General features: G+C 73.4%; 4 protein-coding genes. All 4 read left to right on the forward strand.

The features are described from left to right. Nucleotides 1-159: 159 nt before the first annotated feature. The gene (gene fdxA, locus DZG00_RS12735; protein WP_045528705.1) at nucleotides 160-480 is read left to right on the forward strand and encodes a ferredoxin; all 321 of its coding nucleotides are present in this window, start codon (nucleotides 160-162) and stop codon (nucleotides 478-480) included. A 5-nt stretch (nucleotides 481-485) separates the two neighbouring features. Further along, a complete protein-coding gene (dapC, locus tag DZG00_RS12740) occupies nucleotides 486-1,598 on the forward strand; it encodes a succinyldiaminopimelate transaminase (RefSeq protein ID WP_119382618.1) in 1,113 nt (370 codons plus the stop codon). Between the two features lie 159 nt (nucleotides 1,599-1,757). After that, entirely contained in the window at nucleotides 1,758-3,065 is a 1,308-nt protein-coding gene (locus tag DZG00_RS12745) for a citrate synthase (RefSeq protein WP_119382619.1), read from the forward strand. A gap of 224 nt (nucleotides 3,066-3,289) precedes the next feature. Further along, nucleotides 3,290-4,343: serine/threonine-protein kinase (locus DZG00_RS12750; protein WP_147359997.1), on the forward strand; the 1,054-nt coding region annotated here is incomplete at its 3' end.

Genomic DNA, 4,343 nt, shown 5'->3' on the forward strand with positions numbered 1-4,343 from the left:
TGGCGTCGAGCACCTCGGACGCGTCCACGGCGAGGTCGACGTCGTCGTCCGGCAGCACGAGCGCGCCGGCGGGATCCGACGCCCCGGCCCCGGCCGGGACGGGCTCGCGCGCCGCGTAGACTCGTCGGGCCGCACCGCTCCCGGAAGGACCCGCCCGAAGTGACCTACGTCATCGCCCTGCCCTGTGTCGACGTGAAGGACCGCGCGTGCATCGACGAGTGCCCGGTGGACTGCATCTACGAGGGCGAGCGGTCGCTCTACATCCACCCGGACGAGTGCGTGGACTGCGGCGCCTGCGAGCCGGTGTGCCCGGTCGAGGCGATCTACTACGAGGACGACCTGCCCGAGAAGTGGTCGGACTACTACACGGCCAACGTCGAGTTCTTCGCCGAGATGGGATCCCCGGGCGGCGCGACCAAGGTCGGCGTCACCGCGGGCGACCACCCCGTCATCGCCGCGCTCCCGCTCCAGAACGGCTGACGCGCGTGGCCCTCGGCGAGCTCCCCGACTACCCCTGGGACCAGATGGCCCCGTACGCCGAGCGGGCGGGGCGCCACCCGGGCGGCATCGTCGACCTGAGCATCGGGTCGCCCGTGGATCCGACGCCGACGCTCATCCGCGACGCGCTGGCCTGGGCGACCGACGCGCACGCCTACCCGACCACGGTCGGCACGCCCGAGCTCCGGCAGGCGATGGTCGACTGGCACGCGCGCCGCCGGAACGCGACGCTCGGCACCGACCAGGTGCTGCCGACCATCGGGTCCAAGGAGATGGTGGCCTGGCTGCCGTTCATGCTCGGGCTCGGCGAGGGCGACGCCGTCGTGCACCCGACCGTCTCCTACCCGACCTACGCGATCGGCGCGGCCCTCGCGGGCGCCGACTCCGTGCCGGCCGACGACCCGGCCGACTGGCCGGCGTCCACGCGGCTCGTGTGGCTCAACTCGCCCGGCAACCCGGACGGCCGCGTCCTCGGCGTCGAGGAGCTGCGCGCCGCCGTCGCCCGGGCACGCGAGCTGGGCGCCGTGATCGCGAGCGACGAGTGCTACGCGGAGCTCGGCTGGGAGGGGGAGTGGGCCGAGGGCCCGACGCCCTCCATCCTCGACGCGCGCGTCGTCGGCGACGACCACTCCGGCGTCCTCGCGCTGTACTCGCTCAGCAAGCAGTCCAACCTCGCGGGCTACCGGGCCGCGCTCGTCGCGGGGGACCGTGAGCTCATCGCCCGGCTGATCCGCGTCCGCAAGCACGCGGGGCTGCTCCCGCCCGCGCCGCTGCAGCACGCCATGACCGTGGCGCTCGGCGACGACGAGCACGTGCGCGTCCAGCGCGAGCTGTACCGCGCCCGGCGCGACGCGCTGCGCCCCGCGCTGGAGGACGCCGGCTGGCGCATCGACTCGAGCGAGGCCGGCCTCTACCTCTGGGCGACCCGCGGGCAGGACGCCTGGGAGGGGATCGCCCAGCTCGCCGACCTCGGGATCCTCGCGGGACCCGGCCCGTTCTACGGCGACGCGTCGCCCGCGCACGTGCGCCTGTCGCTCACGGCGACGGACGAGCGCATCGCCGAGGCGGCCTCCCGGCTCCGCGCCGCCGCCCCGGCGTAGCACGACCTCCAACGGATCCGGCCGGATGCTGGTGGAGGCGACAGTGTCCCGGTCGGCCCTTTAGGCTGTAGTCGGCTCGGGATCCGATGCCGCGACGGCGCCAGGAGCGCCCGCGGCGCGCATCCCCCCGGGCCATCCACCCAGACTCGAGGAGGCGCCGTGACCGATGGCGGGCAGCAGGCGGACGACAAGCCCACGGCGACCCTGACGTATCCGGGAGGCCGGGTGGAGTTCCCCATCCTCCCCGCGGTCGACGGCGCGTCCAGCATCGACATCTCGACGCTCACGAGGAAGACCGGGCTCACGACGCTCGACAACGGCTTCGTCAACACCGCGTCGACCCGCTCGGCGATCACGTACATCGACGGCGAGCAGGGGATCCTCCGCTACCGCGGCTACCCGATCGAGCAGCTCGCGCGCCAGTCGAGCTACCTCGAGGTGGCGTGGCTCCTCATCCACGGCGAGCTCCCCACGAGCGACGAGCTGGGCGGGTTCGAGGAGGACATCCGCCGGCACACGCTCCTGCACGAGGACTTCAAGGGCCTGTTCCGCGCCCTGCCCACCAACGCGCACCCCATGTCGGTGCTCTCGAGCGCCGTCTCCGCGCTCTCCACCTACTACGAGGACTCGCTGAGCGTCCACGACCCGGAGCAGGTCGAGATCTCGACGCTGCGCCTGCTGGCGAAGCTGCCGGTCATCGCGGCGTACGCGCACAAGAAGAGCCTCGGCCAGGCGTTCCTCTACCCGGACAACTCGCTCGGCTTCGTCGACAACTTCCTCCGCCTCAACTTCGGCAACAACGCCGAGCCCTACGAGGTGGACCCGGTGGTCAGCCGCGCGCTCGAGCGCCTGCTGATCCTGCACGAGGACCACGAGCAGAACGCGTCGACGTCGACCGTGCGGCTCGTCGGATCCACCGAGGCGAACATGTTCTCCTCGGTCTCGGCGGGCATCGGCGCGCTGTTCGGCCCGCTGCATGGCGGCGCGAACGAGGCCGTGCTCTCGATGCTCGGCCGCATCCGCGACTCCGGCGAGGGCGTCGACCGCTACGTGGAGCGCGTGAAGAACAAGGAGGACGGCGTCCGCCTCATGGGCTTCGGGCACCGCGTCTACAAGAACTTCGACCCGCGCGCGCGCCTCGTGAAGGAGAGCGCCGACGAGGTGCTGGAGGCCCTCGGGATCCAGGACCCGCTGCTCGACATCGCGAAGGAGCTCGAGCAGGTCGCCCTCGCGGACGACTACTTCATCGAGCGGAAGCTCTACCCGAACGTGGACTTCTACACGGGCGTGATCTACAAGGCGATGGGCTTCCCGACGCGCATGTTCACGGCGCTGTTCACGATCGGGCGCCTGCCCGGCTGGATCGCGCACTGGCGCGAGATGAACGAGGACCAGGCCACGAAGATCGGCCGTCCGCAGCAGCTGTACATCGGGCAGCCGGCGCGCGACCTGCCGCCGCGCGACTGACCGCGCCCTCCCCTCGCGGCCCGGTCCGGCCGCCGCGCGACGCCCCTCGGGGCGGGTCACGCGGCGGTCGCGCCGGCGTCATCCCCGCTCCCGAAGAGGGGGCGTCCGTGGGCCCTCGACCCGTGTACCCGTGCGGATCGGCGACCTAGACTCGTCTCACAGCGAGAGATCCATCCGCCGCCCGCAACAGCCCCTGCCGTCGGTCCACACCCGAAGAGGGGGCCATGGCCAGACGCCTGCCGTCCTCCCCGCCGGTGCTCCCGGGCTTCACCTACGTGACGGTCCTCGGATCCGGCGGCTTCGCCGACGTGTTCCTCTACGAGCAGGACATGCCGCGCCGCCAGGTCGCCGTGAAGGTGATGCTCGCGGAGATCGTGACCGAGCGCCTCCGCGCCATGTTCCGCGCGGAGGCCGACCTCATGGCGCAGCTGAGCGCGCATCCGTCGGTGCTCACGGTGCACCAGGCGTCGGTCGCGGCCGACGGCCGGCCGTACCTGGTGATGGAGCTGTGCTCGTCGAGCCTCAGCGACCGGTACCGGCGCGAGCCGCTGGGCGTCGCCGAGGTGCTGCGCGTCGGGATCCGCATCGCGAGCGCCGTGGAGACCGCCCACCGCGCGGGCGTGCTGCACCGCGACATCAAGCCCGCGAACATCCTCACGACCGCGTTCGGGCATCCCGTGCTCAGCGACTTCGGCATCGCCTCGACGCTCGAGGACGCCGCCGCGACCGACTCGGTGGGCCTGTCGATCCCGTGGTCGGCGCCCGAGGTGCTCGCCGACGAGAGCCCCGGCACCGTGCGGAGCGAGGTGTGGTCGCTCGCGGCCACCGTGTACTCGCTGCTCGCCGGGCGGAGCCCGTTCGAGGTGCCGGGCGGGCAGAACGCGCCCGCGGACCTCGTGGCCCGGATCCAGAAGGCCCGGCCGCTGCCGACCGGGCGCCCCGACGTGCCCGAGCGGCTCGAGCTGGTGCTCCGCCGCGCGATGTCGCGGCAGCCGGAGGCCCGGCCCGAGTCGGCGCTCGCGTTCGTGCGCGAGCTGCAGGCGGTGGAGGCGGAGCTGCGGCTCGCGCAGACGCCGCTCGAGGTGGCGAGCGAGGAGTGGGCGTCCGCGGTGGCGGCGGGCGTCGACGAGGACGACGACCCGACGCGCGTGCGCGGCATCCTGCAGGTGGATCCGGGGACGACCGGGCCCGGCAGCGCGGCCGGCGTGCGGCGCGCCCGGCGGAAGGCGGCGCCGGCGGCCGCCCGCACGGCGGCGGCGGCCCCGCGCCCGGGATCCG

Origin of the sequence: Clavibacter lycopersici (assembly GCF_003576405.1) — a bacterium.
GTDB lineage: Bacteria > Actinomycetota > Actinomycetes > Actinomycetales > Microbacteriaceae > Clavibacter > Clavibacter lycopersici.